The organism is Microbacterium oxydans, assembly GCF_900095745.1.
GTDB lineage: Bacteria > Actinomycetota > Actinomycetes > Actinomycetales > Microbacteriaceae > Microbacterium > Microbacterium oxydans_B.
The window spans coordinates 273552-299152 of record NZ_FMIR01000019.1 but is presented as its reverse complement, the minus strand read 5'-3'; the positions used below and the strand labels follow the sequence as shown (position 1 = coordinate 299152).

General features: G+C 68.4%; 27 protein-coding genes and 4 tRNA genes. 10 read left to right on the top strand and 21 right to left on the bottom strand.

Translation table 11 applies throughout. From position 1 onward, the window contains the following. Positions 1–10: 10 nt before the first annotated feature. Together BQ2383_RS16990 and BQ2383_RS16985 are read right to left on the bottom strand one after the other, a co-directional pair. Entirely contained in the window at positions 11–1204 is a 1194-nt protein-coding gene (locus BQ2383_RS16990; RefSeq protein WP_091036637.1) for a ribonuclease D, read from the bottom strand. Further along, entirely contained in the window at positions 1197–1778 is a 582-nt protein-coding gene (locus tag BQ2383_RS16985; protein ID WP_091036634.1) for a DUF3000 domain-containing protein, read from the bottom strand. Before BQ2383_RS16985 ends, BQ2383_RS16990 begins: the two co-directional genes overlap by 8 nt. A 25-nt stretch (positions 1779–1803) precedes the next feature. On the opposite strand from BQ2383_RS16985, the gene BQ2383_RS16980 reads away from it, so the two are divergent. After that, entirely contained in the window at positions 1804–2958 is a 1155-nt protein-coding gene (locus tag BQ2383_RS16980; RefSeq protein WP_091036632.1) for an alpha/beta hydrolase family protein, read from the top strand. Here the strand turns inward: BQ2383_RS16980 and BQ2383_RS16975 are convergent. After that, a complete protein-coding gene (locus BQ2383_RS16975) occupies positions 2942–3373 on the bottom strand; it encodes a SufE family protein (protein ID WP_091036629.1) in 432 nt (143 codons plus the stop codon). The two genes, BQ2383_RS16980 and BQ2383_RS16975, sit on opposite strands and share 17 nt — an antisense overlap. Before the next feature lie 19 nt (positions 3374–3392). Continuing rightward, a complete protein-coding gene (locus BQ2383_RS16970; RefSeq protein WP_091036626.1) occupies positions 3393–4286 on the bottom strand; it encodes a sulfurtransferase in 894 nt (297 codons plus the stop codon). Positions 4287–4431: 145 nt separating this feature from the next. On the opposite strand from BQ2383_RS16970, the gene zapE reads away from it, so the two are divergent. The 3 genes from zapE (at position 4432) to BQ2383_RS16955 (ending at position 7444) form a co-directional block, all read left to right on the top strand. Next, a complete protein-coding gene (zapE, locus tag BQ2383_RS16965; protein WP_091036624.1) occupies positions 4432–5469 on the top strand; it encodes a cell division protein ZapE in 1038 nt (345 codons plus the stop codon). Between the two features lie 134 nt (positions 5470–5603). Further along, the gene (locus BQ2383_RS16960; RefSeq protein WP_029263283.1) at positions 5604–6842 is read left to right on the top strand and encodes an ammonium transporter; all 1239 of its coding nucleotides are present in this window, start codon (positions 5604–5606) and stop codon (positions 6840–6842) included. Between the two features lie 20 nt (positions 6843–6862). Next, a complete protein-coding gene (locus BQ2383_RS16955; RefSeq protein ID WP_091036622.1) occupies positions 6863–7444 on the top strand; it encodes a type II toxin-antitoxin system PemK/MazF family toxin in 582 nt (193 codons plus the stop codon). On the opposite strand, the gene BQ2383_RS16950 is transcribed toward BQ2383_RS16955, so the two are convergent. From BQ2383_RS16950 to BQ2383_RS16920, 7 genes are all read right to left on the bottom strand, one after another. Beyond that, a complete protein-coding gene (locus BQ2383_RS16950; protein ID WP_208617692.1) occupies positions 7410–8567 on the bottom strand; it encodes a DUF1611 domain-containing protein in 1158 nt (385 codons plus the stop codon). The two genes, BQ2383_RS16955 and BQ2383_RS16950, sit on opposite strands and share 35 nt — an antisense overlap. 168 nt (positions 8568–8735) lie before the next feature. Continuing rightward, the gene (locus tag BQ2383_RS16945; RefSeq protein WP_091036619.1) at positions 8736–9611 is read right to left on the bottom strand and encodes a DUF1684 domain-containing protein; all 876 of its coding nucleotides are present in this window, start codon (positions 9609–9611) and stop codon (positions 8736–8738) included. Positions 9612–9613: 2 nt separating this feature from the next. Next, complete coding sequence (locus BQ2383_RS16940) at positions 9614–10999, bottom strand: acyl-CoA thioester hydrolase/BAAT C-terminal domain-containing protein (protein WP_091036616.1); 1386 nt, start codon at positions 10997–10999, stop codon at positions 9614–9616. Beyond that, on the bottom strand, positions 10996–12012 hold the full coding sequence (locus BQ2383_RS16935) for an Ldh family oxidoreductase (protein ID WP_140403377.1): 1017 nt from the start codon (positions 12010–12012) through the stop codon (positions 10996–10998). The genes BQ2383_RS16940 and BQ2383_RS16935 overlap by 4 nt, the downstream gene beginning before the upstream one ends. After that, positions 11997–12812 carry an ABC transporter permease gene (locus tag BQ2383_RS16930; RefSeq protein WP_091036607.1) on the bottom strand — a complete coding sequence of 272 codons (816 nt, stop codon included), beginning with the start codon at positions 12810–12812 and terminating at the stop codon, positions 11997–11999. Before BQ2383_RS16930 ends, BQ2383_RS16935 begins: the two co-directional genes overlap by 16 nt. Next, positions 12809–13573, bottom strand: a complete 765-nt coding sequence (locus tag BQ2383_RS16925; protein ID WP_091036603.1) for an ABC transporter ATP-binding protein — start codon at positions 13571–13573, stop codon at positions 12809–12811. The genes BQ2383_RS16930 and BQ2383_RS16925 overlap by 4 nt, the downstream gene beginning before the upstream one ends. Beyond that, the gene (locus tag BQ2383_RS16920; protein WP_091036600.1) at positions 13570–14628 is read right to left on the bottom strand and encodes an ABC transporter substrate-binding protein; all 1059 of its coding nucleotides are present in this window, start codon (positions 14626–14628) and stop codon (positions 13570–13572) included. The genes BQ2383_RS16925 and BQ2383_RS16920 overlap by 4 nt, the downstream gene beginning before the upstream one ends. A gap of 190 nt (positions 14629–14818) precedes the next feature. Between BQ2383_RS16920 and BQ2383_RS16915 the strand changes: the two genes are divergently transcribed. After that, on the top strand, positions 14819–15205 hold the full coding sequence (locus tag BQ2383_RS16915; protein WP_091036597.1) for an SPW repeat domain-containing protein: 387 nt from the start codon (positions 14819–14821) through the stop codon (positions 15203–15205). A 67-nt stretch (positions 15206–15272) separates the two neighbouring features. Here BQ2383_RS16915 and BQ2383_RS16910 read toward each other — a convergent pair whose 3' ends face one another. Genes BQ2383_RS16910 through BQ2383_RS16900 form a run of 3 tightly spaced genes read right to left on the bottom strand, consistent with a single transcriptional unit; the run spans position 15273 to position 17383 of the window. Continuing rightward, positions 15273–15713, bottom strand: coding sequence for a GIY-YIG nuclease family protein (locus tag BQ2383_RS16910; protein ID WP_244176037.1), 441 nt, complete (start codon positions 15711–15713; stop codon positions 15273–15275). A 40-nt stretch (positions 15714–15753) separates the two neighbouring features. After that, positions 15754–16803 carry a 2,3-butanediol dehydrogenase gene (locus BQ2383_RS16905; RefSeq protein WP_091036592.1) on the bottom strand — a complete coding sequence of 350 codons (1050 nt, stop codon included), beginning with the start codon at positions 16801–16803 and terminating at the stop codon, positions 15754–15756. 28 nt (positions 16804–16831) lie between these two features. Then, entirely contained in the window at positions 16832–17383 is a 552-nt protein-coding gene (locus BQ2383_RS16900; protein WP_140403376.1) for a TetR/AcrR family transcriptional regulator, read from the bottom strand. Positions 17384–17508: 125 nt separating this feature from the next. Here BQ2383_RS16900 and BQ2383_RS16895 point away from each other — a divergent pair, with 125 nt between their 5' ends. Beyond that, on the top strand, positions 17509–18594 hold the full coding sequence (locus BQ2383_RS16895; RefSeq protein WP_091036587.1) for a PQQ-dependent sugar dehydrogenase: 1086 nt from the start codon (positions 17509–17511) through the stop codon (positions 18592–18594). On the opposite strand, the gene BQ2383_RS16890 is transcribed toward BQ2383_RS16895, so the two are convergent. Then, the gene (locus tag BQ2383_RS16890) at positions 18572–19453 is read right to left on the bottom strand and encodes a helix-turn-helix domain-containing protein (RefSeq protein ID WP_091036585.1); all 882 of its coding nucleotides are present in this window, start codon (positions 19451–19453) and stop codon (positions 18572–18574) included. The two genes, BQ2383_RS16895 and BQ2383_RS16890, sit on opposite strands and share 23 nt — an antisense overlap. A gap of 60 nt (positions 19454–19513) precedes the next feature. Then, on the bottom strand, positions 19514–20224 hold the full coding sequence (locus BQ2383_RS16885) for an SDR family NAD(P)-dependent oxidoreductase (RefSeq protein ID WP_091036584.1): 711 nt from the start codon (positions 20222–20224) through the stop codon (positions 19514–19516). 128 nt (positions 20225–20352) lie between these two features. Here BQ2383_RS16885 and BQ2383_RS16880 point away from each other — a divergent pair, with 128 nt between their 5' ends. Beyond that, entirely contained in the window at positions 20353–21588 is a 1236-nt protein-coding gene (locus BQ2383_RS16880; protein ID WP_091036582.1) for a multidrug effflux MFS transporter, read from the top strand. A 110-nt stretch (positions 21589–21698) separates the two neighbouring features. Here the strand turns inward: BQ2383_RS16880 and BQ2383_RS16875 are convergent. After that, positions 21699–21774: transfer RNA gene (locus BQ2383_RS16875), tRNA-Val, on the bottom strand. Between the two features lie 151 nt (positions 21775–21925). Here BQ2383_RS16875 and BQ2383_RS16870 point away from each other — a divergent pair. From BQ2383_RS16870 to BQ2383_RS16860, 3 genes are all read left to right on the top strand, one after another. After that, positions 21926–21998, top strand: a tRNA-Gly gene (locus tag BQ2383_RS16870). A gap of 54 nt (positions 21999–22052) precedes the next feature. Next, a tRNA-Cys gene (locus BQ2383_RS16865) sits at positions 22053–22123 on the top strand. Positions 22124–22150: 27 nt separating this feature from the next. Continuing rightward, positions 22151–22222: transfer RNA gene (locus tag BQ2383_RS16860), tRNA-Val, on the top strand. Positions 22223–22458: 236 nt separating this feature from the next. On the opposite strand, the gene BQ2383_RS16855 is transcribed toward BQ2383_RS16860, so the two are convergent. From BQ2383_RS16855 to BQ2383_RS16840, 4 genes are all read right to left on the bottom strand, one after another. Beyond that, positions 22459–23685 (bottom strand): Dyp-type peroxidase, encoded by a 1227-nt coding sequence (locus BQ2383_RS16855; protein ID WP_091036580.1) that lies wholly within the window; start codon positions 23683–23685, stop codon positions 22459–22461. Beyond that, complete coding sequence (locus BQ2383_RS16850) at positions 23685–24218, bottom strand: copper chaperone PCu(A)C (RefSeq protein ID WP_091037632.1); 534 nt, start codon at positions 24216–24218, stop codon at positions 23685–23687. Before BQ2383_RS16850 ends, BQ2383_RS16855 begins: the two co-directional genes overlap by 1 nt. Before the next feature lie 11 nt (positions 24219–24229). After that, positions 24230–24847: a copper resistance CopC family protein gene (locus tag BQ2383_RS16845; RefSeq protein WP_091036577.1), complete on the bottom strand. Its 618-nt coding sequence runs from the start codon at positions 24845–24847 to the stop codon at positions 24230–24232. A gap of 119 nt (positions 24848–24966) precedes the next feature. Continuing rightward, entirely contained in the window at positions 24967–25572 is a 606-nt protein-coding gene (locus BQ2383_RS16840) for a hypothetical protein (RefSeq protein WP_091036574.1), read from the bottom strand. Between the last annotated feature and the right edge of the window lie 29 nt (positions 25573–25601).

Sequence of the window (25601 nt, the reverse complement as noted above, 5' to 3'; positions counted from 1 at the left end):
TGGGTCGAACCTACGAAGCGTCCGCCGGGGTGGTGTCGGGCGATTGCGCCGCCTCTACAAAGGCGTCCGCGATCTTCTGTGCAGTCTGTGCAATCTGCCAGGGGCGAGCTCCGAGTGCGGCGAGGGCTGCGGCGATCTCTTCCGGAGTCTCACCGGGAAGGTCCCACGCGACGCGACGCAGGTACTCGGGCGTGAGCAGGTTCTCGGTGGGCATGCCCAGCTCTTCGGCAACCGCTTCGACGACGGGACGCGCAGCCTTCAGGCGGGCATCGGCCTCCGGATTCCGGTCGGCCCAGGCGCGCGGCGGCGGGAGGGTGTCGCTCGGTACGCGCTCGCGGGGCAGGTCCTCCGACGCGCGGCCGTCGACGATCGCCTGCCACCAGCGGTCGAGCTGGCTGCGGCTGGCGCGGCCCTGGAACTCTTTGACTCCGGCGAGCGCCTGCTTCGACGTCGGATTCGCCATGACAGCCGCGACCAGTGAGCGGTCGGGCACGAGCCTGCCGGGAGAGACGTCCTGAGCCTGCGCGTAGGTCTCTCGGGCCTGCCAGAGGGAGCGGGCCACGGCGAGGTTGCGGGAGCCGCGTACCTGGTGCAGTCCGCTGAGTCGACGCCAGGGATCCTCGCGCGGCGGCTTGGGGGCACGAGCGAGGGTTGCGGCGAACTCCTCGGCGGCGAAAGCGGTCTTGCCCTGCTCCTCCAGTTCCTGGACGAGGATGTCGCGGACATCGATCAGGTGCAGCACGTCGAGCGCGGCGTACTCGAGCCACGAGTCCGGCAGCGGACGGGTCGACCAGTCGGATGCCGAATGCTCCTTCTTGAGAACGATGCCCAACGTGTCCTCGACGACGGCGCCGAGTCCGACGCGCTCATGGCCGAGCAGTCGGGAGGCCAGCTCGGTGTCGAAGATCACCGGCGGCTCGAGGTGCAGCTCGCGCAGCGATGGCAGGTCCTGGCTGGCGGCGTGGAGTACCCACTCGACATCGCCGATCGCCTCCTGGAGCGGGGCGAAGTCGCCGATCGCCGGCGGGTCGAAGAGGAAGACGCCTGCGTCGCGACGGAAGACCTGCACGAGGTAGGCCCGCTGCGAGTAGCGGAAACCGGACGCACGTTCGACGTCCACGGCGACGGGGCCGGTGCCGGCGGCGAGCACAGCGCACGCCGCGCGGAACTCCTCAGCATCCGAGATCACGGAGTATTCAGTCACGTACAGCCTTTCGCGCGCCGATCACGGCGATGCCCTCGGAGCCGGGCGGAAGCCCCGCCAGCATTCCGACCAGCTCGGCCCATGCTTCGACGTGCGGTCGGAACGGGCCCTCCGGAGTCCAGGACGCCCGCAATTCTATCTGGGCACCGTCGCCTTCGACGGCGAGCCCTCCGAAACCCTTCGACAGAGTCTTCGTCGAGGTGCCCGATGCCGAGTGATAGACGGCATCGCGGGAGTCGAGTGCATCGACCAGCCAGGACCACGTCACGTCGGCGAGAAGCGGGTCGGTGCCGATCTCGGTCTCGAGCGGCGCTTGCGCGAAGATGACGATGCGCCAGGCCCCTCCCCACGCGCCCGGCTCGTCGGGATCGTGCAGCAGGACGAACCGACCGGTGCCGTACACGGACTCCCCGTGGTCTTCCGGTCGAACGTCGGCGGAGAGCGCGAGGGCGAACGGAGCGAGGCCCTGGGGGGTGGCGATCTCGCGCACCGTGATGTCATCGCGGAACGCGGTCTCGCGCAGCTCAGCCACAGCGCTGTCGAAGGGTGTCCCGGCTTCGGGGTGTGCGGTCACGGCAACAGGCTAGAGTCAGGAAGCGATGAAGAGTCTCAGGCACGCCGTTACGCTCCTTGTCCCTGCCCTGCTCGCCTTCGGAGCCGCATTCGCATTTCTCGTGTTCGCCGTCGCCCGACGGGTGGTCACGCCCATGCGCCGCCCGACAGACACGGAGATCCTGGCCGTCGACACCGGAGCCCAGACGATCGAGCTGCAGCGCACCCTCGACACCGAGCTGCCCGGACGATACGGCCTCTTCACCTCCGGAACCTACGGCTACGTCAAGCTCGGCGCCGTGCTCAGCGCCGACGCGAGGAGTGTGCGCCGCAAGCTGCTCACCCAGATCGAACCCGGTTCGCGCGTGGACCGCGCAGCCTCTTTCAGCGGGTACTACTACTCGTCGCCCAGTGAGCTTCATCTGCGCTGGGAGAACGTGCTGATCGGTTCTCCTGCAGGTCCCTGCCCCGCCTGGTACTTCCCTGCGTCGTCATCGACCTGGGTGATCCAGGTGCACGGGCGCGGGGCCACCCGTGCGGAGTGCCTGCGGGCCGTGCCGGTGCTGCATGCCGCCGGTCTGCCCAACCTCGTCGTGTCGTACCGCAATGACGGCGAGGCGCCCCGCACCAGGGCCGGTGCCTATGCGCTGGGCGCATCGGAATGGCGGGACGTCGATGCCGCGATCGCCTACGCGCTCCGCCACGGCGCCGAGAGCGTGATCCTGATGGGCTGGTCGATGGGCGGCGCGGTGTCGCTGCAGGCCGCTGTCACGTCCGGTCACCGCGACCGCATCGCGGGGATCATCCTCGAATCCCCGGTCGTCGACTGGCGGACGGTGCTGCGGTTCCAGGCCCGGATGGCCGGAGTGCGTGCGCCGTTGCCGGCTCTCGCGATGGGCGCGCTGCAGTCGCCGCTCACCGCACGCCTGAGCGGCGCCGACGAGCCGATCCTGTTCGACCGCCTCGACATGGTGGCCCGGGCCGACGAGCTGACCGCACCGATCCTCATCCTGCACAGTGACGACGACGGCTTCGTGCCCGCCGACTCCTCGCACGCGCTGCAGGAGGCACGCCCCGACCTCGTCACGATGCCGAGGTTCACCGTCGCCCGGCACACGAAGCTCTGGAACTACGACGAGACCGGGTGGAGCACGGCCATCACCGACTGGCTCGACGCCCAGGGGCTCAGCGCTTCTGAATGACCTGGTTCTTCGCGCGCATAAGCATTCCCGTCATGCCGCCGATCCGCAACGGTGAGACCGCCTTGGTGAGACCGATCGACTGCGGGTAGTCGTTCGGGATCGCGAGCACCTCGTCGGAGGTGAGTCCGGTGAGACCCTGCACCAGGATGCTCGCGAAACCGCGCGTGGTCGGAGCCTCCGGGGGAGCCGTGGCGTGCATCGTGACGACGTCGTCGTTCACCTCGATGTGGATGTACACGGGGGACTGGCACTCCGCGACCCGCTCGTACATCTCGGGGTGGGCGGCGACCTCGTCGGAGACGTCGGGAAGCTCGTCCGAGTATTCGAGCAGCAGCAGGAGCCGATCGGACTCCGGGGTCTCCAGGAAACCGTCGCGGATCTCGGCCAGTGCTTCAGGAACTTCGCTCGCGCTCATCCCTGTCATTGTCCCACGTTCAGAGGGATCCCGGCTCTGCCCCAGTGACGATCGGCACCCGCACCGCGCTGCCCCACTCCGTCCAGGAGCCGTCGTAGTTGCGCACATTCTCGAAGCCGAGCAGGTGCTTGAGCACGAACCAGGTGTGGCTCGACCGCTCACCGATGCGGCAGTAGGCGACGACGTCATCGCCGTCCTCGAGACCGGCGCCCTCGCGGTAGATGGCGTCGAGCTCGGCGCGGCTGCGGAATCCGCCGTCCTCGGCCACGGCCTTCGCCCACGGCACGCTCTGCGCCGTCGGGATGTGGCCGGCGCGCAGCGCGCCCTCCTCGGGGTAGGCGGGAGCCGTGGTGCGCTCTCCGCTGTACTCCTCGGGCGAGCGCACATCGATCAGCGGGTTGCCGATGTGCGCGAGCACATCTTCCTTGTAGGCGCGGATGACGGAGTCGTCGCGCTCCACGACCGGGTACTCGGTGGCAGGGCGGTTCGCGGGCTCGCGGGTCAGTTCGCGACCCTCGGCGATCCAGCGGTCGCGGCCGCCGTCGAGCAGACGGACGTCCTCATGGCCGAAGAGGGAGAACACCCACAGGGCGTACGCGGCCCACCAGTTGTTCTTGTCGCCGTAGATGACGACGGTGTCGGAGCGGGAGATGCCCTTGCGGCTCAACAGCGCGGCGAAGCCTTCGCCGTCGACGTAATCGCGCACGACGGGATCGTTGAGCTCGGTGTGCCAGTCGACCTTGACCGCGCCGGGGATGTGGCCCGTCTCGTACAGCAGCACGTCCTCATCCGACTCGACCACCACGAGTCCCGGCGTTCCCAGCCGTTCGGCGAGCCACTGCGTGGTGACGAGCCGACCGGGCTCGGCGTACTCGGCGAACCGGGGGGAGGAGGAATCGAACTCGATGGCCATGGGATCTCCGAAGCGTTGAGCGGGCGAGGGTGCGTGTGCAGACGGCGTAGTGTTGATCCGTCCCTTCGACGATAGATCCCCGCCGAGCACCCTGCGCCCGATTCGTAAGACTTCGACACAGGCAAGCACCCGATTCAGGACCGTGATGACCGACCCGACCAGCCGCACCGGAATCGTGCACCTCACCGAGCGTCAGCCGACGGTCACCGGACCGGAGATGCTCGCGAGCCTGGTGCCGCCGCCTCAGTTCGACACCGCGACGTTCGACAGCTACCGGGCCGATGCCGCCTATCCGTCCCAGGAGGAGGCGAAGGAGACGCTGATGCGCTTCTCCGGCCGCGGAGCCCCGGTCAAACGCGGCGGATTCTTCAGCCGCGCGAAGAAGGAACCCGAGCTCAAGCCGGGCGTGTATCTGGACGGCGGGTTCGGCGTCGGCAAGACCCACCTGCTCGCATCGATCTACCACGCGATGCCGGCACGCCGGAAGTACTTCGGCTCGTTCATCGAGTACACCGCTCTGGTCGGGGCGCTCGGCTACAAGAACACGGTCGACCTGCTCAAGGGCGCCGACCTCCTCTGCATCGACGAGTTCGAACTCGACGATCCGGGCGACACGATGGTGATGACCCGTCTGATCGGCGAACTCGTGCCGACGGGGACCCGCCTCGCCGCCACCTCCAACACCCCGCCGAACGCCCTCGGTGAGGGACGCTTCGCGGCGCAGGACTTCCTCCGCGAGATCCACGCCATGTCCGACAGCTTCCAGACGCTGCGCATCGACGGGGTCGACTTCCGTCAGCGCGCGCTCGACGGGCACGCCGTGGTGCTCGACGACGACGCGTATGAGGCCGCATCGGCCGCAGCCGCGCAGGAGAGCACAGCGTCAGACGACCGGTTCGACGACCTGATCCGCCACCTGGCCCAGGTGCACCCGTCGCGCTACATCCGTCTGATCGAGGGACTCGGCCAGGTCGGGCTGCGCGGCGTGCGTCAGCTCACAGACCAGTCCGAGGCCCTGCGGTTCGTCGCCTTCGTGGATCGCGTGTACGACGCGCAGCTACCGATCATCGCGACCGGCCTGAGCCTCGACTCGGTGTTCTCGGAAGAGATGCTCGCCGGCGGATACCGCAAGAAGTACCTGCGTGCCGTCTCCCGACTCAACGCACTGACGCATTCTGCGTAACCCCCAAGGCCCGCGTAACGCGATGTTCACACCAGGGACAGCCCTGTAACAGCGGGGAAACAAACCTCACGCATGCGCGAAACGGCGCGTCGTCACACTGAAGCTCTCAATTACTTCGGATGTGAGGTTTTCCTATGGATGCTCCCGGCAACATCTCGTGGGCGATCACCGCGACAGCGCTGGTCCTGCTCATGACGCCCGGCGTCGCCTTCTTCTACGGCGGTCTCGTCAAGGCGAAGAGCGTCGTCAGCATGATGATGATGAGCTTCGGCTCGATCGGTCTTGTCGCCGTGCTGTGGATTCTCTTCGGCTTCTCGATGAGCGCCGTCGACAGCCCGACCGCCTTCGCCGGCAACCCGTTCGCCGACTTCGGGCTCTCCAGCCTGGCGTCCGGTGAGGGATCGAACGTCGCCCTCCTCGGCGTCGCCTACGGTGCGACCTTCGCGATCATCACCGTCGCGCTGATCTCCGGCGCGATCGCGGACCGCGCCAAGTTCGGCAGCTGGCTGATCTTCGCCGGCATCTTCGCCACGGTCGGCTACTTCCCGGTCGCCGCGTGGGTCTGGGGTGGCGGCTGGATCATGAACCTCGGCACCACGCTCTTCGGCGAAGACAGTGGCATCGGCGTGATCGACTACGCCGGTGGTACCGCGGTGCATATCAACGCCGGTGCGGCCGCTCTGGCGCTGGCACTGGTCCTCGGCAAGCGCATCGGCTTCCAGAAGGGCATCCTCAAGCCGCACAACGTGCCGCTGACGCTGCTCGGCGCCGCACTGCTGTGGTTCGGCTGGTTCGGCTTCAACGCCGGTGCGGAGTGGCTCGCGGAGGACATGGGCGGCGTCGGACTCATCGGTCTGAACACCCTCGGCGCCACGGCTGCTGCGATCCTCGGCTGGATCCTGGTGGAGAAGATCAAGGACGGCAAGCCCACCTCGGTCGGCGCCGCATCCGGTGCGGTCGCGGGTCTCGTCGCCATCACCCCGGCGTGCGCCAACCTGACGCCCGGCTGGGCACTGCTGCTCGGCGCCCTCGCCGGCGTGGTCTGCGCCCTGGCTATCGAGCTGAAGTTCCGCCTCGGCTTCGACGACTCGCTCGACGTGGTCGGCATCCACCTCGTCGGCGGACTCATCGGAACCCTGTACCTCGGCTTCTTCGCGAGCGAGACCGGCCTGTTCGTCGGCGGCGACGCACGTCAGCTCGCGGTGCAGGTCATCGCGGCGCTCGGTGTCCTGATCTACTCCTTCGTGGTCGCCTTCATCATCGGCTTCGCCATCGAGAAGACGATCGGGTTCCGTGTCACGAACGAGGACGAGATCGCCGGTGTCGACCAGGTCGTGCACGGCGAGGAGGGCTACGCACTCGCCGACGCATGATCTGCGGTTAGGGTGACCGTGTGAGCAAGACCAACGGCATCCTGACAGCACTCGTGGACATCCTGCTCAAAGCAGTGGGGTCCGGCCGGGCGTCTCGGACGACAGATCCGAGACGCCCGGACGCGCGTCTGCGCACATCCCAGGAGCGCACCCCATCCGTTCCCTCGGTGGGGCCGGCGCACGACCGCGACACCGAGACCGTGCGTATCGATCCGGGCCGGATCCGCGACCTCCAGGTCGCATACTCACCCCAGCGGGATGGAGCTCCGGATGCGGGTGAGATCGTCTGGACCTGGGTCCCGTACGAGGAGAACGACGGACGCGGCAAGGATCGCCCCGTTCTCGTGATCGGACGCGAATCGGCGGACCGTGTGTACGCCGTACGGATGACGAGCAAACCGCACGACGGCGACCGCGACTACCTGTCGATCGGCACGGGCGCGTGGGATTCCCAGGGGCGCGAGTCGTGGGTCGACGTGGAGCAGCTGTACAGCGTGCACGAGCGAGGACTGCGGCGGGAGGCCGCCGTCCTCGACAGGCGCCGCTACGACCGGGTCGGAGCCGCTCTCACGCGGCTGTACGGGTGGTCTGTCGCGGTGTGAGCGCGGGGAACGCCTGGAGCACCATCTCGACGAGTTCGGACAGCGGACGCGTCAGCGGGTCGGTCGCCGGCAGGCCCGTGTCGAGTTCGATCTCGTCGATCGCCCCGGCCAGCTGATCCGCCGAGAGGTTCTCGTGGTTCACGGTCACGCCGATCACGCGAGTGTCGGCGAAGGCCTCGATCAGGGCGATCTCGCTCGTGACGGTCGGCATCGCGACCATCGGGAAGTCGCCCAGGACACTGCGACCCGGCGCGTGCTGCACGATCACTCCCTCGGGCTGGCTTCCGCGGAGAATGTGCGCCGAAGTGATGTACGCCGGGTGGCTGAGCGCGCCCTGGCCTTCGACGATGATCACGTCGGGGTTCTCGCCCTCGAACGCGGCGACGACCTGATTCTCGACCTCGCCCGAGCAGAACTGCGGCACGAGCGCGTCGAGCGCGACGCCGTAGCGACCGCCCTGGATGATCGTGGTCTGTCCCGTGCCGACCATGACGGCATGAATGCCGCGATCGTTGAGCGCACGAACGAGGATCGTGGCCGTGGTGCGCTTGCCGATCGCGCCGTCGGTGCCGAGGATGGTGATGCGCGGGCAGGTCACGTCGAAGATGCGCCCGGAGAAGAGGTGGAGATCCTTCTTGTCCTTGGGGCGGCGGATGTCGGTGATGGTCACCCCGGCGAGCAGGGCGGCGGCGACGAACTCCGCGTCGTCCGTGAGGAACTCGTGGAGCCCGTTGATGATGTGCATGCCACGGGCGATGCCGTCGAGCAGCACGGTGCGCTGGTCGGCCGAGAGCAGCCCGTCGGCGGGAGCGACTCCGCAGATCAGGTAGTCCGGGACGTGGCCGGCGTGCGCGATCGCCGTGGCGAGGCCGCCGAGGATCGGGATGCCGTTCGCGGTGCCGTCCAACAGCATCCCGGCGTCCGCGCCGGCGTGCGTGCTGTCGATGACGCTGAGGATCTCGTACTTCTCGGAGTGGCGGACGAGTCCGTTCGCGGTCTTGCCGTCCTGCTCGCCGAACTGGCCTTCGCAGTACACGATCGCCGTGGTGCCGACCGGGAGCGCGATGGGCTCCGCCCAGGCGTGCGCGGGGTCGATGGAAGAGGGAACTGACGGGGTGGGCATGACGCTCCTCGGGCTCGCACAGAGGAGGCGACGGAGAACGAAATGACCCAGAAGGCCCGTTGGTCGACGAGAAGTCTTCCCTGATGTCGGCAAGATGCCGACACCCTCACCGTAGCAGTGCTCGCTGGGACTGGGCCGTGGGTCGTCGCGGCCCCTCGCAGAGCGGGGTCAGGTGCTCTGAAAGGTCAGCACCCGGTCGATGTCGACATCCGGCTTCTTCTCGCCCGCCGCCACTTCGAAGTCCAGGTGGTTCTGGCTCGGCGGGAGGGGGCAGGTGACGAAGTTCGTGAACGCACAGGGGAGCGCGGTCAGATAGTTGAAGTCGATGTGGTCGATCTCCTGACCCGCCTCGTCCGCGAACTGCAGCTCGACGACCCGTCCGGCACCGTACGTCGTCTTCCCGCTCGTCAGGTCGCGGATGTGCGCGACGGGTTGCACGCCGTACGCGGCATCCTTGCCGATCAGTGCGAGCTCATACGTGCGGCCGCCGTGCTCGAACGCCAGCGTCCCGATGCGCGCCGTGGTCTCGCGGACCCCGGTCTCGACCGTGACCTGCTCGACGTCCTCCCGCACGGCCGGCGTGAATCGGGCGGGGATACGCCAGGTCGGGTCGTAGTCGTAGGCCGCGAGGCCGGAGAAGTCCTTGCGTGCGGATTCGCGGGGGTCCCGCACCCGCACCGCGAAGATGCGGTCGCCGTCGTCGGTCGTGCGCGGGATGGTCTCGACCTCGCTCACCCCGGAGTAGACGGGGACGCTGCGCCCGTGGCCGTAGGTCTGGTTGCGCCCGGGCACGATCTCGACGGTGCCGGTGGGGTACTCGCCGTCGACCGCGAGGTTCGGACCGTCGGTCGGCGGCGTGTACAGGACCTTGCCGTCCGACACGCCCCATGTGCCGGGAAGGCCGTCGAGGACGAGGCCGTCGTCGCCGTCGCGGAGCCAGTGCTGAGCGACCAGCGCCGTCCAGCCGTACGGGCGCGCGAGCTCTGAGACGCGGGCATGACGCCACTCGCGCCACTGGCCTTCCAAATGCTCCTTCGCGGGCATGACTACCGTCCTTCTTCGTGGGAGTGGGGTGCGTTGTCGGCGGCCGACGCCGTGCGTTCCGCCGTGCGGTGGATGAATGCGCAGACCTGTTCGAACGAGTCGGCGCCGGCGATGGCGATGCCGCGTGGCGTGCCGCCGTTCGAATAGCGCACACCGGAGACCGGGTGCAGGCGTTCGATGTCGGTGCTGGGGAGGTGGGGGAGCGCAATGCCGTGCCCGGCCTCCTCGTAGTCGAGGTGCAGGCGCTCCGCGGCATGCCCGTGTCTCGCCAGCGTGTCGAGCACGATGCGCGATGCCATGCTGGACGGCCACGCGCGATCGTCGAGCCCGGAGATGCATGCGACGGGGCCGGCAAACCGTTCGATCGGGATGCGTGACGCACGGGCGAGGTCGCGATCGTGGAGGCCATCGATGTACACGTCGCGGTGGCGTGTCGGTGCGGGCTCGTCGTTCCAGGGCTGCCAGGTCACGCCGGTGTTGTCGTGCCACAGATGCTCGAGCGGTTCGCCGTCGCGCGTCCAGGTCGGGCCGTTCCATCCTTCGGCGGGGTCGGCGGCGCCCTGCGCTCCGAAGGCGAACGCTGCGGGGACGAAGGCGGCGACCCCGAGGACGAGGTCGGGATAGGTCGCGGCCAGCAGCAGGGACAGTTCGCCACCGCGCGACTGCCCGCTCACGATCGGGCGCCCGCCGAGCGGTGAGAGCTCGGAGACGACGTACCGGAGGGCGCGCTCGAAGTACTCCAGCGGTGTGCGGGAGATGTGGTCGGGCAGACCGGGTGCCCGGAAGTATCCGAGCGCGAGCGCCTGTATGCCGCGGGAAGCATACTGCGCGGCGCGAGCCTCGTTGATGCCCCCGCCAGAACCGTTGAGCACGATTACGGTGGGAAGAGGACCGTCGTGCGGCGGGCGGAACAGCGTGCCGACGAGCCCGCCCGAGCAGACCTCGGCTCTCTCGACGCCGTCACCGCTGAGCCGCTGGGTCACCTCGATGGCGATCTCTGCGGCGCCGGCACCGTCGCCGGGTTGATCGAGGTATCCGGTCCCCGGTTCGGCCCAGGCGGTGAGGACGGTCGAGAGAGGACGCGCGACGTCAATGGGCTCAGCGGATCCCGTCGTGCCCTCCTCGCGGCGCTGCGACCAGAACAGGCCCATCGAGTCCGCCACGCGGTAGTCGCCGGACACCGGAGCCTGCGTCCCGAGGTCGATCTCCCCGTCGTCGTCGGCGAGGAATGTCGCCTGGGCCGCCCAATCGCCACCGTCGCGCGCCGTGACCGCGCGCACGGTGACCAGAGATCCCGGCACTGCGCCGCTGATGCGGATCTCTCGACGTTCCGTCAGGGGACCGATCTGCGGACTCACGCTGAGCGTCAAGGATGCAAGGGCGCTCATGTGCCGGGTGCTTCCGACGTTCGTGCGCGCAACCAGGATGCTGTCTCTTCGGAGACGCGGATAGCGTCTGGAAGGTCTGCCGGGTTGCTCGCGAGCGCATCGAAGCGCGCGGGGAGGTGACCGCCGGCGCCGCGCCACTCGCGATCCAGTGCGGCCGTGCCCTGCGCGATGTCGGCGCCTCCCGCACGAGCGGGGTCGAACGCGATGAGGACCGCGCCTCTGCTGGACGGGGCAGCGGGGTCGGTGACCCGCCCGCCGACGGCGACACCGGCCAGGAGCTCGACCACGAGTCCGGTGAGCGACCCGACGAGGCCCGCGGGGAGGAGAGCGGCGGCGGCGGCGGGATCCGTGGTGGGCTCACCGGCCGCGTCGACCGCACTGCCCTCCGGGAGGGACACGCCGGCGCCGCGAGCCTCGCGGACCGCGGCGAGCGTGAGCGTCGACGTGGCGTAGTCGACCACGAGCGGGGGAGCATCGGCACGGGGAACTCCGACGGCGAGTGGATTCGTGCCGATTGCGGCGGCTTGTCCACCCCACGGTGCGACGGTCGCCGGTGACTGCGCGGCGAGCAGGGCGACAGCGCCGCGCGCGGCGAGCGCGCGGGCCGCGAGTCCGAGGATGCCGAGTGCGCCGGCACCGCGGATGCCGACGATGGCGACTCCGTGCGCCTCGACGTTCCGTGCGGCGCGCCGCACGGCCGAGGCGAGTGCGACCACTCCGGGCACTCCGGTCGCGTCGACGGACCCGATCGGCGCGTCATCGGCGCCCGAGGGCGTGGCGGGCGCCGACGCCGATTCGTGCCCTTCGAGCCGCTCGAGGTCGCGCGCCAGCATCCGGATGCCGAACTCGGGAAGGCCGAGCAGCTCAGCCTGGATCAGCCAGAACGCCGCCAGCTCCACATCGGCCGGATCGCTGTGCGGCGCCGCCGCCCGGAGCACGGCGCGCAGATCGAAGAGCATCTCGTGAGCATCGAGGTCCATCGTGTACGTCCCGCCGTTCAGTACTTGACCCACGGCACGACGCGCCGCTCGAGCAGAGCCCAGAGCGCGGTCGCGCCGTAGCCGAGCACGGAGATCGTGACGATGCCGACGTACATCTTCGACACGGCGAACGTCCCCCACGAACTCCAGATCATGTAGCCCAGCCCGCTGTTCGCACCGACGAACTCCGAGGCCGCGATGATCACGAAAGCTCCACCCGTGGCGAGTTTGATGCCGGTGAAGATCGACGGCAGCGCATAGGGGAACGAGACGGTCAGCCACCGCTGCAGCCGCGTCGCGCCGTTGGCGTTGGCGACGTCGTTCAGCAGCGGCGGCGTCTGCATCACACCACCCAGCGTGTTGAAGAGCAGATAGAAGAACACACCGATCGCGACGATCACGTACTTGCTCGTCTCGCCGAGGCCGAAGATCAGCAGCAGCAACGGGAAGATCGCGACCTTCGGTACCGGCAGCAGAGCCGAGAAGATCGGATCGAGGAGCAGTCGCAGCGTGCGCACCGAACCCAGCAGGATGCCGAGGATGATGCCGGGCACCGCGCCCAGCACGAAGCCCACGGCGATGCGCGACAGCGTGATCCCGATGTTCTCCAGCAGGACTCCCGAGGCCAGCAGCTCGAAGAACGTCTCGATGATGGAGGTCGGCGCGGGGAAGAAGCGCGAATCGAGGAGCCCGGTGCGGCTCGCGATCTCCCAGACGAGGAGGATCAGCAGCGGTGTGTACGGGCCGAGCCTGCGCACCCACACGGATCCGCGTTCGGCCTGCACCGCCTCCTTCAGCTGCGCCTCGATCTTCGGGTCGGCGATCGTCGTCATGACGCCAGCTCCTGTTCCGTCGAGTTCTCCAGCAGTGACCACAGCCGCGCCGTGATCTCGCCGTAGCGGGGGTCGCGGCGAAGACCGGCGATGTCACGCGGCCGACCGAACGGCACCTCGATGTCGTCGATGATGCGTCCGGGGCGATGAGACATCACGACGACGCGGTCGGCGAGCATCAGCGCCTCGTCGACGCTGTGGGTGATGAACATCACGGACTTCGACGTGCGCTCCCAGATCTGCAGCAGCTCCTGCTGCAGCGTGACCCTGGTCTGCTCGTCGAGTGCTCCGAAGGGTTCGTCCATGAGCAGCAGGTCGCCGTCATCAGCGAGCGCGCGGGCCACCGAGGTGCGCTGGCGCATCCCACCGGAGATCTGCGCCGGGTAGAACCCGCCGAACTCGGAGAGCCCGACGAGGTCGAGCAGCTGATCGACCCGCTCGGTGCGCTGCACACGAGAGAGACCGCGCAGTTTGAGCGGGTACCCGATGTTCTGGGCGACGGTCAGCCAGGGGAACACGCCGTGCTCCTGGAACACCACCGACGGACGGCTCGAGGTCTCGATCGTGCCGAGACTCGGCTTCTCGAGGCCCGCCGCGAGCCGGAGCAGAGTGCTCTTCCCGCAGCCGGACGGGCCCAGCACACAGACGAACTCGTTGTCGGCGATCTCCAGGTCGATGTCCTGGAGGGCGACGAGAAGCTCGTCCTTGCGGTCGGCGTTCGCGTAGGCCTTCCAGAGCCCCTGGACGCGGAGGCCGCTCATTTCTTCGACGAGGCGAGGTCGCCGCTCTCCTGCAGGGCGATCGCGTCCTTCAGGATGTCTGCGCGGTAGATGTCCTCGATGCCGGAGTCGCCGTCGAACTCGAGCGCATCGCGGTCCCGGAAGAACTGCTCCTGCCGGGCGACGTCCTCCCAGTCGATGGCGCCGCTCGGGTCCTGCGTGGTGAGCGCGATGGAGGTCAGCGTCTCGACCGGCAGATCGGTGTACTCGGCGATGATCTCCTGCGTGGCCGGGTCGTCCCAGCCGCCGTCCTCGAGCTCGTTGACCGCCTTGAGGTAGGCCGCGGTGAACGCGGTGACCGCAGCGGGGTGCTTCTCGACGTACTCGGTGTTGAAGACCATGGCGCCCAGCTCGACGCCCGCTTGGTAGTCGATGGGCAGCAGCTCGTGCGCGATGCCCTGCGCGATGACGGCGGACGAGATCGGCTCGATCGACCAGCTCGCATCCACCGAACCGTTCGCGAGGGCGGCGGGGATGTCACCGGGGCTGAGGTTCACGAGCTCCACGTCGTCGACGCTCAGGCCGGCGGACTCGAGTGCGAGCGCGACGGAGTAGATGCCGAATCCGCCGTCGCCGGGGATTCCGATCTTCTTGCCCTTCAGGTCGGCGGCGTCTTGCACATCCGAGGCGTCGGAAGCGATCAGCGGCGACGGGTTCGCGCCGGACTCGGGGATGCGGGACACGCTGGCGATCACCGACAGCGACGCACCGGCCTTGGTGGCGTTGAACAGACCGGCACCCCAGGTCGCGCCGCCGGCGGTGATGTTGCCGGTGCTGACCTGCTGGTACGTCTCACCCGAGCTGCCGCCCTTCGCGACCAGCTCGACGTCGAGACCGGCGTCTTCGAAGTACCCGTTCTCCTCGGCGAGGAAGAAGGGCGCGTAATCCGCGTACGGCGAGTAGAGGAACGTGATCTTGGGGGCGTCCGCGGCAGTCTCGGTCGCTTCACCCGATCCGGACGAGCTGCAGGCGGTCACCAAGAGTGCGCTGGCGAGGACGAGAGCGCTGCCCGCGAGGGCGCGGCGACGAGAAGTCATGATCTTGCTCCAGGAGGTCGGGTGATGTGCACGGGAAGCACATGCTCCTGAATCTATCGATTCCCGCGATGGCCGATATCTCGGCGCCGTCACAATCCGTCACCGACGGCCTGGGGCAAGCCAATCCGATCCGGCGCGGGTGCCGAACCAGTGGGGAGTCGCATCCAGCGGCGACATACAAGGAGGAATCATGCGTTTCATCCCCACCAAGGTCCACGGAGCCCTCGACTACATCGTCGGCATCGCATTGATCGCCGCGCCCTGGCTGTTCGGCTTCGCGAGCGTGGGCGGAGCGGCGGTCATCATCCCCATCGTCCTCGGTGTCGGGCTGATCGTGTACAGCCTGTTCACGAAGTATGAATGGGGTCCCTTCGGTTTCATCCCGATGCCGGTCCACCTCGTGTTCGATATCGTCGCGAGCCTGTTCCTCGCGCTGTCGCCGTGGATCTTCGGCTTCGCGGGCGAGGCCCTCAACGTCTGGCTCCCGCACGTCGTCGTGGGCGCCGCAGTGATCGTCGTCGTGCTCTTCTCGCAGCCGCAGCCGGCGACCACGCGAGGACGCGTCGCCACCGCCTGACCCACTCCCGACGCGATGCCGGGCGACTGGACTTCTCGAAGCAGCCGCCCGGCATCGTCCTGCGTGTCTAGGGGAGTTCGTCGGCGCCCTGCAGTGCACGGCTGAGCCAGCGCGCGTACAGGAGCCAGGGGTCGCCCTCAAGGCGGAGTGCCGCCACATGCGCCCGCAGATCAGGGGTGAGGGTGAACCACTCACCGCCCTCGCGTATTTCCGCGAACTCCCGGTGGCGCTGCTGCTCGACGGATCGGTCGCCGCGTTCGAACGCGAGCAGCTCCTGGTGTCGGATGCTCGCGAGGCGCTGTCGCGGACGCCTGCTGGTGCCGATCTTCACCCGGCCGTCGTACCGGATGTAGTAGACGACATCGACGCGGGGGAGAGGGAGGTCGGGGTCGGGGGCATCGCCGTAGCGCCACCCGCAATCGGCGCAGCACCAGGCGCCCTCGATCCGCACTCCCTGCATGCTGCCGCAGAGCGCACAGGGACTCGGAAGGGCGCGTTTCGTCGGCACCGAAGCAGACTACGCGCGCCCTCCGACACCCGGATCGGCCTCAGCCGGCGTGCACGAGGATCTTCGCCCCGGCACCGCCGCGCAGCGCGTGGATCGCGTCGACGACGTTCTCGAGTGGGGTCTCCTGCACCCAGCCGGTCGTGTCGTAGACCCCACGGGACATGGCCTCGATCACGGCGTCGAAGTCCTCGGGAAGATACGCGAGCGCGCCGGCGATCTCGGTCTCGGCCATCACCAACTGCGTGGGGAGGAAGTCCATCGTGCGCTCGTGGATGGCGACCACCACGACGCGGCCGCCGGGGACCAAGCTGGCCAGCGACGAACTGATGGCTGCGCCCACTCCCGCCGCATCGAAGGCGACATCGACGCCTTCGCCGTCCGTCAAGGAGGCGACGGCGGCGGCGAGATCCTCATTCACCGGGTCGACCACGGTGGCGCCGAGGGCTGCGATGATCGCGCGACGCTCCGCACTGGGCTCCGAGACGAGCACACGCTCGACGCCGCGGGCCCGCAGGGCGAACCACACGCCGATGCCGATCGGTCCGGCGCCTGCGATGAGCGCGGTACCGCCCGACTCGACGCCACTGCGGGAGACCGCATGCCACGCGACCGACATCGGCTCGACGAGGGCGCCCATGCGCAGATCGACGTTCTCCGGCAGTACGTGCAGCTTCGTCGCGTCGACGGTCGTGAACTCCGCCATGCCGCCACCGTCGGAGCTGAGCCCGTGGAAGCCGATCTTCTGGCAGGCGTTGAACATGCCGCGACGGCAGGCGGGGCATTCGCCGCAGTAGTAGATGGGCCAGACGGCCACCCGGTCGCCCACCGCGACGCCGGTCACGCCCTCGCCGAGCTCGACGACCGTGCCGGAGAACTCGTGGCCGAGGATCTGGGGCAGTGTCGAGCCCGTCACGGGGTGCGGGTGGTCGAGGTCGAGCCCCGCGGCCTCGGGGGAGTAATAGACGTGGAGGTCGGATCCGCAGATCCCCGCATACGCGTTGCGCAGCTTGACCTGTCCTCGTCCCGGGGTGGGCTCGGGGACCTCTTCGATGCGCAGATCTTCCTTGGCGTGGAACAGTGCGGCCTTCATTGTTTTCTCTCTCCTTCTCCGGTGGCCGTCATCGCAGCCACCACTCCGGTGACGCCGCGAGGATCAGCCTCACGGCACGGTCGATGTCGTCGTCGTCGCTCCGCAGCCACTCCTCGATCGCGCCCACGGTGCCCGCAGCGGCGTATGCCACAGCGATCCGCATCGCGGACGCGTCCGCCGCGAACACGGGCGGAACGATCTCCGAGTGCAGCTCGGCCCACAGCAGCAGGCCGGAACGGATGGATGCCTCCAGGTTGCTGCGGACGGGGGCGGCCAGCAGGGGCTGCATCGCCCCGCGGTACACCGAAGCCCGTCGTCGGATGTGCTCCAGGAGAGCCCGTTCGCCATCGCCGATGGCATCCGTCTGCGGCAGGATCTCCATGGCGGCATCGATCTCGGCGGAAAGCGCGTCGGCGAGGAGCTGCACAGGATTCTCCGCGTGCCGGTAGAAGGTGTCTCGGGTGACACCCGCTGCTGCGCAGATCGAGGAGACGGTGACTTCGCTGATCGGCATCCGACCGGCGAGGTCGAGCACCGCGTCACGGAGGCTTTCTCGAGAACGTCGCGACCTCGCATCCATGGCAACAGCCTATCTGACAGTTGTCAGATAGGCGCCTCTTCTGCGTAAAGGATCACGCGCCTAGGCTCGACGGGAGCGGGACGTCGCGTCCGACAGCGACGACCGGTGCGGCGAGGGGAGCGGACATGGTGAGCACGTCCAAGCGCGGTCCGATTGCGTGGATCGTCGTGTCGGCCGCATCGATCGCTCTTGTGGCGTGCGCACCGACGATATCCACTCCGTCACCCTCGAGACTTCCCGACACTTCGGGGTCTGTCTCCGAGGGCACCGCGACCACGATCCTCGAGGATCTGGCGGCACCCTGGTCGATCGCCTTCCACGAGGGCGCGGCGCTGATCAGCGAGCGCGACAGCGCCCGGATCGTCGAGGTGTCGGACGACGGCGATGTCCGCGAAGTCGCGGTGGTCGATGGCGTCGAACCGGGTGGCGAAGGTGGCTTGCTCGGAATCGCCGTGCACGAGCGTTATCTGTACGCGTACTCCACCGGCGCGGACGAGAACCGCGTGCAGCGCTTCCCCCTCACCGGGTCGCCCGGCTCCCTCGGCCTCGGCGCGCCGGAGACGATCCTCGACGGCCTGGCCGCTGCGTCGAATCACAACGGCGGTCCCATCGCGTTCGGCCCCGACGGCACGCTGTACGTGACGGTGGGTGACGCGGGCGACCGGGAGAGTGCCCAGGATCCGGGGTCACTGTCGGGCAAGATCCTCCGCATAACCCCCGACGGCAAGGTCCCGGCGGACAACCCCATCGCGGGATCGCCCGTCTACAGCCTCGGTCACCGTAACCCCCAGGGGCTGGCCTGGGACGAGGGCGGCACGCTGTATGCGAGCGAATTCGGACAGGACACCTGGGATGAGCTGAACGTCATCGAACCCGGCGGGAACTACGGCTGGCCCGTCGTCGAAGGCATCGCGGATCGCGACGAGTTCATCGACCCGGTGCAGCAGTGGGCGCCGGATGCCGCCAGTCCGAGCGGCATCGCGATCGCGGACGGCGCGGTGTTCGTCGCGAACCTGCGGGGGGAACGGCTGCGCGAGGTGCCGCTGGACGATGTCTCGTCGTATGCGGAGCACTTCACCGAGGCCTACGGACGGCTTCGTGATGTCGTGGTCGCCCCCGACGGTGCGCTGTGGGTGCTCACGAACAACACCGACGGTCGCGGCGATCCCGGCGACGGCGACGACCGCGTCATCCGTGTGCCGCTCGAGTAGCCCCGGTCGCGTCCGCGCCCCAGGAAGCGAGGAGTCGGAGTCGTTCGGCGGAGGGTGAGCCGGGCTCAGCGCTGTAGATCAGCATCACCTGGCCCGGTTCGGCCGTAAGCGCGAGCTCTTCGTAGACGAGGGTCAGCTCGCCGACGACCGGATGAGTGAAGCGCTTGATGCCCGAACCGTGCGTGCGCACGTTGTGCGTCGCCCAGAGTGTGCGGAATGCCTCACTGCGTGTGGAGAGCTCGCCGACGAGGTCCTGGATGCCCTTGTCGTGCGGGTCGCGGCCCGCCTCGGCACGGATGACGGCGACACACATCTCGGCGAAGAGGTCCCAATCCGGGTAGAACTCCCGTGCCGCAGGATCGAGGAACTGGAATCGGGCGAGGTTGGGCACCCGCCCGCCGTCGCCGATCACCGGTGAGTAGAAGGCGCGGCCGAGCGCATTCGTGGCGATGAGGTTCTGCCGCTGGTCGCGGACGAACGCCACCGCCTCCGTCACGGAATCCAGTGCCCACTGCAGGCTGGGTCGCGGAGCTCCCGCCTTCGCCGTGCGGCGTCGAGCGCGTCCGGAAGAGGGGATGCCGTCTGCGGCGCGAGCCAGATCCAGCAGGTGCGCATGCTCGGCATCGTTGAGCTGGAGCGCGCGCGACAGTGCCTCCAGGACCGAGGAGGAGGCGCCGGCGATGGCGCCACGTTCGAGCTTGGAGTAGTACTCGACGGAGACTCCGGCGAGAAGCGCGACCTCACTGCGACGCAATCCGTCGACACGTCTGTTGCTTCCGGCGGTGAGACCGGCTGCCTCCGGGGTCACGCGGGCTCGCCGGGTCATCAGGAATTCGCGGACCTCTGCTCGATTGTCCATGAGGTCAGCGTAGATCTGATGTGAGCGGGAAGGGACGCCCTGAGAGGGCACCTCTCGGTGTCACGGATGTTCCCGTACAGGTACACGCGTGACCTCGGCGAGAGTCGCAAGCAGCGCTTCCTGGAAAGCCGGGTCAGCGGCAGCTGGTGCCGGACGCTGAGTCGTGAGGTGATGCCAGTAGCCGCCAGTGCGCGGGCCGGCCGCATCCTGGGTTGCGAGACGGAATTGCGTGAGATGCCCCTGCTCGAGATCGTCGGAAGCACTCGGACCACCCATGCGGGTCGGAACCCAGCCCGGATCGACGGCGTGGACGGCGGTGTCCGGCCATCGATCCGCCAGGGAGAGGGCGAACGCGGTGACCCACAGCTTGCTGTCGCTGTACGACGCCGTGCCATCGGTCAGTCCGCGCAGGTCGGTGGTGCCGCCACGGTGCATCGAGCTGCTGAGGTAGACGAGTCGGCGGGGAGGGCGCATGAGCATGGTCAGCACGTAGGGGGCGATCGTGTTCACTCGTGCCGCATCCGGCGGATGCAGGGCGCCCGCGTTGTGCACGACGGCATCGAAGTGCCCGAAGGCGTCGACCTCGAGGGCGAGAGCCCGCGTGGCGTCGAGGTCGGAGAGGTCTGCGGCCACGGCGCCCCGCCAGTCTCCGGACGGAACGCGGTTCGAACTGCGAGCATGCACGACGACGTCATGCCCCTGGTCGGAGAGGTCCTGGGCTGTGGCGAGCCCCAGTCCGGTCGACGCTCCGGTCACGAGGATCAGTGCCATCGGCACTCCTTTCGTCTCGGTGGTGCTCCCTCATTCTGCGCAGGGATCGGCGCCAAGAGGGATTCTCTGTCGGTACACCCTTCGTCAGGGACTCGCGCCCCTCGGGGGACCGGTGGACGCTGGAGACCATGACACCACCTGTCGCGCTCTCTCGACGGCTCCTGCCTGCCCTGCTCCTGATCCTGACCGTGTTCGGTCCGATCTCGATGGACCTCTATCTCCCCGCTCTTCCGGCGCTCACTCGCGACCTGGGCTCGGCGACTTCCGTCGCGCAGCTCACGGTCACGGCGTGCCTCATCGGACTCGCGGTCGGACAGCTGACGGCGGGACCATTGTCGGACCGCCACGGGCGGCGGCGCGTCCTGCTGGTCGGCATCGTCGCGTACGCGGTGACATCCCTGCTCTGTGCGGTCAGTCCCACGGTCGAGGTCCTGATCGTCGCTCGTCTGGTCCAGGGGCTCGCGGGAGGGGTCGGCATCGTCATCGCCAATGCCGCAGGACGGGATGTGTACGCGGGCGGTCAGCTGATCCGCTTCTACGGCCGCCTCACGGTCGTCGGCGGACTGGCGGCGGTCATCGGGCCACTGCTCGGCGGCGTCCTCATGGCGTTCGCCGATTGGCGGGGCCTGTTCGTCTTCCTCGCCATCGCCGGTCTCGCGATCCTGGCAGCGACGGTGCTCCTCTTCGGAGAGACACTGCCGGTCGAGCAGCGCAGCACGGGAGGCCTCCGCCACACTCTGAACGACTTCCGCGCTCTGCTGAGCGACCGGGTCTTCCTGGGAGCCGTCCTGAATCAGGGCTTCCTCTATGCGGCACTGTTCGCCTACCTCGCCGGTGCGACCTTCGTGCTGCAGGACGTCTACGGGCTCACACCGCAGGGGTATGCCGCAGCCTTCGGAGCGAACTCCGCCGGGTTCATGGTGTGCGGGTACCTCGCCGGTCGCGCGGCGGAACGGTGGAGTGTGAGGGGCACTCTCGCGGTCGGAGTCGTCGTCACGTCGGCCGGCGCGCTCGGACTGCTGCTGGCAGGTCTGACACCGCTGCCACTGTGGCCCGTGCTCGTCGCCCTGTTCACGCTCGCCGGTGGAGTGGCCATCGCCTCGCCGCCCGCGACCACCATCGCGCTCAGCGAGTATCCGCAGTCGGCGGGGACGGCCTCGTCGCTCCTGGGCGTGGCGCGATTCGGGTTCGGCGGCATCGCGGCACCGTTCGTCGGCCTCGCGGGTGCGTCGAGCATTCTGCCGCTCGGGATCGTGACGACGATCTCGGCCGCGCTGGCCGGCCTGTCGTACCTCTTGCTGGTGCGGGCTCGCCGCGCGGCTGTTCTGCCTGCATCCGGGAGCGAGCTCGCAGCGACGCAGTGATCCGCGCTGCGATCCTCCGGCGAGCCCGCCTGGGGGGAGGGGAGCGGATGCTGGACGCCGGGCTGTGAATGTCGGAAGCCCCGCACACCGGGAGGTGTGCGGGGCTTCTCTGGTGGGCGATACCGGACTCGAACCGATGACCTCTTCCGTGTGAAGGAAGCGCGCTACCAACTGCGCCAATCGCCCATACCCGTGGGGTACGTCAACCGATACTACCCGACGCTCAGAGGCCGTATGGACCACTCTGTGAGACACGCGCGAGATTCGCTGCGGGTTTGGCGGAGGAAGAATCTTCGGCTAATGTTTCATGAGTGCCCGGGGCAACCGGGAACGAAATGCGGATGTAGCGCAGTTGGTAGCGCACAACCTTGCCAAGGTTGGGGTCGCGAGTTCGAGTCTCGTCATCCGCTCGAGTGCAGAGGGTCTTCTTCGGAAGACTCTTCGCACGTGGGGTCAATCCACACGGTGGCGTGGCCGAGCGGCTAGGCACCGGCCTGCAAAGCCGTTTACACGGGTTCGAATCCCGTCGCCACCTCACGGTAAAACTGAATAGCCCCAACGGGCGCGATTGGCGCAGCGGTAGCGCGCTTCCCTGACACGGAAGAGGTCACTGGTTCGATCCCAGTATCGCGCACAGACAAACCCCCGGTTCTCCGGGGGTTTTTTCGTGCCCGGGGGAGCTGGTGCTCGGGCGTGCGCCCGCACCCGAGGATCCGTTCACCTGTCGGACGGATTCCCTGCGCGACGGCCGAATCGCGGCGTTTCTCCCGACAAGCGTGCAGGCTCCCTACGGACGTACCGGCGGACACCTGATCCCGGCGAAGAGACTTCCGGAACCAGGCGTCCGCACCGTTCATGTGCGAATCGTCATCAGTTCAGGAGGGTGTCGCCGATGAACCCGTCCTCCGCGCATCCGGGTGGGATCGCGAACACCGCCGATCCGACCGGCACGGTCCATTCGTTCAACAGGTCGAGTTCGTCGAGTCTGCGCTGCATGGGGATGAACTGTCGTTCGATGTCGGCCTGGAACGAGACGAACAGCAGCCCGGATTCCGAGATCTCAGCGCCGGCCGGCCGCTCGTCGTAGTTGTACGCGCGCCGGAAGATGCGCTCGGCCCCGTCCCCGCGGGCGCGCCGGATGTGCGCGAACTGCGGGATGACCGGGAAGCCGATCGCGGTCTTCGCCTCGAAGTCGGGTTCGTCGAACTCCTCGCGTCCCGTGAGGGGTGCGCCGTTGGCGAGTGTCCTGCCCACGGAGGCGTCGCGACCGCTCCGGTCGAGGCGATCCCATTTGTCGAGGTCCATGCGGATGCGGCGGATCACCATCCCCGTGCCGCCGGCGAGCACTCCCTCGTCGATCCAGACGACACGATCGAAGTCTGCGGTACCGGGTTGCGGGTTGGTGGTTCCGTCCACCTGCCCGAACAGGTTGCGCATGGTCGTTCCAGGCCGCTCCGTGCCATAGGCGCGACGGAAGCCCTGCTGGGTCCAGCGGACGCTCGCGAAGCCGCGCGCGTCCTTCAGCAGCATCCGTGTCGCGTGCGCCACCGTCAGAGGATCGTCACCGGCGATCTGCAGCAGGAGGTCGCCGTCCGAGAACTCCGGGCGCAGCCTATCCACCCCGAAAGCGGGGAGTGGTGCGAGCCAGGCGGGGGCCGAACCGCCCGCACGCCCGACGAAGCCCCGACCGACTCCGAACGTGACCGTGAGGCGCGCCGGCGACGACGCGAGCTCCGGCTCGGAATCGGCGAGGGCCGGGAGCCCCTGCGTGAGTCGGGCCGCGTCGTCGGTCAGGAGTCGCATGAGTCGGGCGAGGGCATCTCGGTCGACACCGTCGTGGAGGTCCAGGCCGACGAAGACGCCGTGCGCCTGGGCAGGCGTGTCGATACCGGCCTGATGCACGCCGAAGAACGGCACTGTCTCCTCGCCGTTCATCGGCACGGATACGGGTTCCGGAACGGTCTCCGGTCGATTCAGGGCGAGGTCCGCTCCGACCGCCGCGACCGCGCCGACACCGGCGACAGCCCCTCCGAGGAGGAACTGTCGCCGGGTCGACCCGGTGCGACGGGAGCGGGCGCCCTCAACGGGCGCCGTCATCAGTGATCCATGCCCTCGTGCTCTTCGCCGTCTTCGTAGTTCTCGTTCGCACCCGAGTAGTCCTTCACCGGGGCGGTGAACTCGTACGTCGAGTCGTCGTCGAACGTAAGGGTGAAGGAGGCGTCGGCACCCGCGACGAGCGGGCCGGTCAGATCCATCATCATGATGTGGTTCGCCCCCGGCTCCAGCGCGAGCTGCCCGCCGGCGGGGATGACGAATCCGCCGTCGATCTCGCGCATCACCATCTCGCCGGCGTCGTTCTCGACCGTCTCGTGCAACTCGAGCATGGTCGAGGTCGCCGAGGAGACGGACACGACGGTCGCGTCCTCGTCGCTCGTGTTGACGAGGGTGCCGAACGCCGCGGACATGCCTTGATCGGCGGATTTCACCCAGGCGTCTTCGATCGTGACGGAGTCTCCGGCGGGGCGATTCTCGGTCTCGGCCGGTGCCTTCTCCGGAGTGCACCCGGTCAGAGCCAGGAGGGAGACCGCGATCACTGCTGCGAGTCGGGGGAGGTTTCTGGTGGTGTTCACAATGGTGCCTTTCACAGGTCATCTGCCGCAGGGCCGCCGGTCTCCGGCGGTGCGGCTGCCGTCCGAGGACGGCGGAGGAATCGAATGAGCACGAGGATCAGGACGGTTGTGGCCGCCCCGCCCGCGCCGATGAGCAGCACTCTGAGCGCGCCGCTGGATTCTGCGTTCTGATCCGCCTGCTCCGAGGTGTCCGCGGGCGCGGCCGTCGCATCGCCGGTGTTCGATGTCTGTGCCATCGGATCGGCGTCTCCCACGGTGAAGGGGATGACCCCCGCGATGGGGTGACCGTCTTCCGAGACGACCTGCCAACGCACCTGGTAGCCGCCGGTCGGCAGCCCGGGTGCGAGCGACGCGGTGACCGTGCGTCCGGCCACCGTGACGTCGCCGGCGACCCAGTCCTCGCCCGAGGCATCGACGACCAGGACGACGGCCCCGGTCAGCGACTCATCGAGCACGAGGAGCTCGCCCGAGAACGTCATCGTGATGTCCTCCGGCGGGGTCGTCAATCGTTCGTCGGCAGCGGGTGTGCTGGAGATCAGCTGGTCGTGGGCGGACGCGGGCGTCGCGATCGCGAGGGTCGCGATCGTCGCCAACGCCAGCCCGGCCGCGATCCTGCGGACAGGGGACATGGGAATGGCCTCTCATCGGACGTCGCCGGAGCGACGAGCGTGCATGCGTTCAGAGCCCCCGCGCATCGAATGCGCGCGGCGGGACACAACACTCGGCCGGGACCGACCGAGGATGCGGATCAGATCGCCGCGGTGAGAGGTGGGGCTCGGCCGCGCAGAGTCGCGAGGAGAACCAGATCGGATGCGTGCGCGACATCGAACCGGCCGTGGAGTCGGTGGGCGACGCGAAGAGCCGGAAGAGTCAGCACCTGATCGGCACGACGTCGTACCCACCGCACCAGCTGGACCGCGAGGTCGCGCAGCGCGAGCAGCAGGCGTTCGCCGCGGTACAGCGCGGCCACGGTCAGCAGACCGGCGAGCGCGTGCCCGAGCCACATCGAGGCGTCAGCGGTGGCGACTTCGGGGATGCCGTTCACCGCCGGCAGCATGAGGGGTGTGCCGTGCACGTGCGGCGTCGAGACGCCGGACGGGGTGACCGTGCCGAGGACGAAGAGCACATGGAACAGGAACTGACTCGAGGCGACGGAGATGCCGAGGCGGATCAGCGACAACGAGCGGCCCGCGAGCAGCACGCTGATCATGAACGAGAAGACCCAGGGGACGAGGATGCCGACGGCACCGGGCATCTGCCCTCCGCCGGAGACGTGACCGGCCAGTGCGATGAAGATCGCGAGTGACGAGGCAGCGAAGCCGCGGACGACGGCTGGCTTCCTGGACTCGGTCACGGTTCCAGTCTGGCATGACCTCCGCGACG

Excerpts from the sequence above, each read along its gene's own strand:
- BQ2383_RS16980 (WP_091036632.1), top strand. The coding sequence starts at position 1,804 with ATGAAGAGTCTCAGGCACGCCGTTACGCTCCTTGTCCCTGCCCTGCTC.
- BQ2383_RS16975 (WP_091036629.1), bottom strand. The coding sequence starts at position 3,373 with ATGAGCGCGAGCGAAGTTCCTGAAGCACTGGCCGAGATCCGCGACGGT.
- BQ2383_RS16970 (WP_091036626.1), bottom strand. The coding sequence starts at position 4,286 with ATGGCCATCGAGTTCGATTCCTCCTCCCCCCGGTTCGCCGAGTACGCC.
- zapE (WP_091036624.1), top strand. The coding sequence starts at position 4,432 with ATGACCGACCCGACCAGCCGCACCGGAATCGTGCACCTCACCGAGCGT.
- BQ2383_RS16960 (WP_029263283.1), top strand. The coding sequence starts at position 5,604 with ATGGATGCTCCCGGCAACATCTCGTGGGCGATCACCGCGACAGCGCTG.
- BQ2383_RS16950 (WP_208617692.1), bottom strand. The coding sequence starts at position 8,567 with ATGCCCACCCCGTCAGTTCCCTCTTCCATCGACCCCGCGCACGCCTGG.
- BQ2383_RS16945 (WP_091036619.1), bottom strand. The coding sequence starts at position 9,611 with ATGCCCGCGAAGGAGCATTTGGAAGGCCAGTGGCGCGAGTGGCGTCAT.
- BQ2383_RS16940 (WP_091036616.1), bottom strand. The coding sequence starts at position 10,999 with ATGAGCGCCCTTGCATCCTTGACGCTCAGCGTGAGTCCGCAGATCGGT.
- BQ2383_RS16930 (WP_091036607.1), bottom strand. The coding sequence starts at position 12,812 with ATGACGACGATCGCCGACCCGAAGATCGAGGCGCAGCTGAAGGAGGCG.
- BQ2383_RS16925 (WP_091036603.1), bottom strand. The coding sequence starts at position 13,573 with ATGAGCGGCCTCCGCGTCCAGGGGCTCTGGAAGGCCTACGCGAACGCC.
- BQ2383_RS16920 (WP_091036600.1), bottom strand. The coding sequence starts at position 14,628 with ATGACTTCTCGTCGCCGCGCCCTCGCGGGCAGCGCTCTCGTCCTCGCC.
- BQ2383_RS16915 (WP_091036597.1), top strand. The coding sequence starts at position 14,819 with ATGCGTTTCATCCCCACCAAGGTCCACGGAGCCCTCGACTACATCGTC.
- BQ2383_RS16905 (WP_091036592.1), bottom strand. The coding sequence starts at position 16,803 with ATGAAGGCCGCACTGTTCCACGCCAAGGAAGATCTGCGCATCGAAGAG.
- BQ2383_RS16900 (WP_140403376.1), bottom strand. The coding sequence starts at position 17,383 with ATGGATGCGAGGTCGCGACGTTCTCGAGAAAGCCTCCGTGACGCGGTG.
- BQ2383_RS16895 (WP_091036587.1), top strand. The coding sequence starts at position 17,509 with ATGGTGAGCACGTCCAAGCGCGGTCCGATTGCGTGGATCGTCGTGTCG.
- BQ2383_RS16890 (WP_091036585.1), bottom strand. The coding sequence starts at position 19,453 with ATGGACAATCGAGCAGAGGTCCGCGAATTCCTGATGACCCGGCGAGCC.
- BQ2383_RS16885 (WP_091036584.1), bottom strand. The coding sequence starts at position 20,224 with ATGGCACTGATCCTCGTGACCGGAGCGTCGACCGGACTGGGGCTCGCC.
- BQ2383_RS16880 (WP_091036582.1), top strand. The coding sequence starts at position 20,353 with ATGACACCACCTGTCGCGCTCTCTCGACGGCTCCTGCCTGCCCTGCTC.
- BQ2383_RS16855 (WP_091036580.1), bottom strand. The coding sequence starts at position 23,685 with ATGACGGCGCCCGTTGAGGGCGCCCGCTCCCGTCGCACCGGGTCGACC.
- BQ2383_RS16845 (WP_091036577.1), bottom strand. The coding sequence starts at position 24,847 with ATGTCCCCTGTCCGCAGGATCGCGGCCGGGCTGGCGTTGGCGACGATC.